Source organism: Streptomyces sp. NPDC054863 (genome assembly GCF_053610825.1).
Genome location: NZ_JBSGZD010000510.1, coordinates 1 through 2606, shown reverse-complemented (window position 1 = coordinate 2606; position 2606 = coordinate 1). Strand labels below are relative to the sequence as shown.

Genomic DNA, 2606 nt, shown 5'->3' with positions numbered 1-2606 from the left:
GTACAGGCCGGCTCGTCTCCTGCCTCCGCCCCCGCAAGGGGGCGGAGGGCCGTACCACTTCTGAGAAAGCGCCCCTGACCAGGTACGTCATCGCCTGCGGGGCCCGCTTTCCCGACTGATCTCTCTCCCCCCGCAGGGTTGCACCGGGTTACTCGGTGCGGAGGCCGCTGGGGCGCATCAGGCGGAGGAGGAGCGGCATGGACAGGGCCGTGACCAGAAGGGCCACTGCTGCGGAGAGCCCGGTCATCGCCGCGATTTTGGGCCAGTCGACCGCGAGGGGCGTCGGCGTCATGCTCAGCAGGACCAGACCCAGGGCGATGCCGATGACGGTGGCGAGGGCGAGGCCCAGGGCGATGGGGACCACCGTCTGCCACAGGACGGACCAGCCCAGGGTGGAGCGGCGGGTGCCGAAGGCGACCAGGGCGGCCAGGAGCTTCTTGCGTTCGCGGAGCTGTTCGAGCTGGGAGACGAGGAGGCCCGCGCCGATCAGGAGGAGTACGAGGATCGCCCCCGCGTACAGGCCCCGCTGGATCTGCGTGTACTTCTGGTCGGTCTTCTGTGCCACGAAGCTGGTCGCCGAGATGAGGGGATCGGCCGCCGAGGCCGCGTTGAGGACGAGGTCGGCGACGTCGGGGGCGGACGGGTCCGCCTTGATGAAGAGGGTGTGGGAGTAGGCGTCCGTCCGGGCCGTGCCCGGCAGCGCCCCCGGGGTGACGAGGATGCCGCTGCGCGGGGAGCCGTTCGGGTCGACGTCCGCGGCGACGGTGGTGATTTTCCGGGGCAGCGTCCAGGTCGGGGCCCGCCCGGCGCCCGCGTTGCTGACGTGGAGCTTCTGGCCGGGGGCGGGGCGGAAGCCCCGGGCGGCGGCGTCGCTGGTCATGAACGTGTCGCCGTCCTTGCAGGCGGACAGCATGGCGATCTCGCGCAGCGCCGCGCAGGTGCCGACGGTGGCCGTGATGGATCCCGTGGACGCCTTCGGCCCGGCATCGAAGTCCACGGAGGAGAAGGAGACGACCCGGTCGACGCCGGGGATGGCCTTGATGCGCCCTTCGAGAGCGTCCGCCTGGGCCATCGCGGGGCTGCGCCGGCCGATGTCCAGCTGCATGGACGCCCGTGAGGTGTCCATCGTGGTGTCTTCGGTGTACTGGCGGGCAAGCCCGCCCAGCAGCATCTGGAGGGCGATGGCCCCGGCCACGGCGACGGCGATCCCGTTGACCGTACGGGCCGCGGTGCCGCTGCTGAGCTGGAGGCGGCGGACGGCCAGCTGCCAGGAGACCGGGCCGCCGGAAAGCCGCGAGACCAGGGCTTCCACCAGCCAGGGCAGCAGGGCGGTGACACCGATGAGGAGAAGTGCCGTACCGGCGGCGATCACCGGGGTGTTCATGCTCTGGTCGGTCCGCACGTGCTGGAGCAGGAGCAGGGCGAGTCCGGCCACCGGGAGAAGGGCACGCCACCACATACGGCGGCGTACCGGCTTCGCGGAACGGACCACGCCGAGCGGCTCGATGACCACGCCGTGCAGGGCGAGGAGGGTCACCCCGACCGCCGAGGCGGGCACGGCGACCACGAGCAGTGCCACGGCCCACGGCGCCGGCACCAGGTCGGCGGGGAAGACGCTGAAACGTTCCAGAGTGACCAGCCGGGCCAGGAGACGTGCCGCGAAGAACAGACCGGTACCCAGGACCAGCCCGGCGAGCGAACCCGCGAGGGCCTCACCGGCCGCGATGCGCCGGACCATCGCGATGTCGGCGCCCACCAGCCGCAGCGCGGCCAGCCTGCGGTCGCGCCGGTCCCCGCCGAACCGCACGGCGGCGGCGATCAGTACGGCGATCGGGATGAGCAGGATGACGAACCCGACGAGGACGAGAAGGAGGAGGAGGGAGTCGGTGGCGGGCTCTGCGGCTCCCTCGAAGCCCGTGATGCGCTTGACGTGCGGCGGGTCGCCGATGAGGGGGCCGCTGCCCTGGTAGTAGGCGAGTTCGTGCGGGCCGAGCAGCCCCTCGTCGGCGATGACGGCGGTGACACGACCGGACAGCCGGCCCCGGAGCACCTCGCCCTCGGCGGAGGCGAGCAGGGATTTCAGGGCGGGGGAGACCGCCAGTTCGCCGGGTGCCGGGAACGCGGTCAGGCCGGGCGGCAGCGGGGCCTCGGGACCCTCGGGGTGCAGCAGCCGGCCGCGCAGCGACAGATCGCGGTACTGGCCGGGGACGATCATGCCCATCTGGAGGGTGTCGGGGCCGGGCTTGACGGCGCTCTGGCCGAAGCTGCCCCGGGCGAAGTCGCGTTCCGCACGGCTGGACAGCGCGTGGGGCAGGGCGGTGGTGAGGAGGAGCAGTGCGACGCCGAGTGCGACGCCGACGGCGGTCAGGGTCGTCCGTGTCCAGCCTTCGCGTCCGCCGCTGACGGCGAACTTGGCGCCCAGGCGGAGATCTTCCAGCGCGCTCATATCGAGGTCTCCACGGTCAGGTTCCGGGACTTTCCGTCGCGTACGACGACTTCGCGGTCGGAGTGGGCGGCGACGCGTGCTTCGTGGGTGACGAGGACGACGGCGGCGTGGGTGGAGCGGGCGGCGTCGGTGAGCAGTTCCATGACGCGTTCGCCGTTGA

The 2606-nt window shown here is 72.1% G+C and carries 1 protein-coding gene; it reads right to left on the bottom strand.

What is annotated here, in order from left to right; translation table 11 throughout:
- Positions 1-148 precede the first annotated feature (148 nt).
- Positions 149-2446 carry an FtsX-like permease family protein gene (locus ACWGIG_RS38365; protein WP_453326358.1) on the bottom strand — a complete coding sequence of 766 codons (2298 nt, stop codon included), beginning with the start codon at positions 2444-2446 and terminating at the stop codon, positions 149-151.
- Between the last annotated feature and the right edge of the window lie 160 nt (positions 2447-2606).

Coding starts and splice junctions, on each gene's coding strand:
- ACWGIG_RS38365 (WP_453326358.1), bottom strand. CDS start 2,446: ATGAGCGCGCTGGAAGATCTCCGCCTGGGCGCCAAGTTCGCCGTCAGC.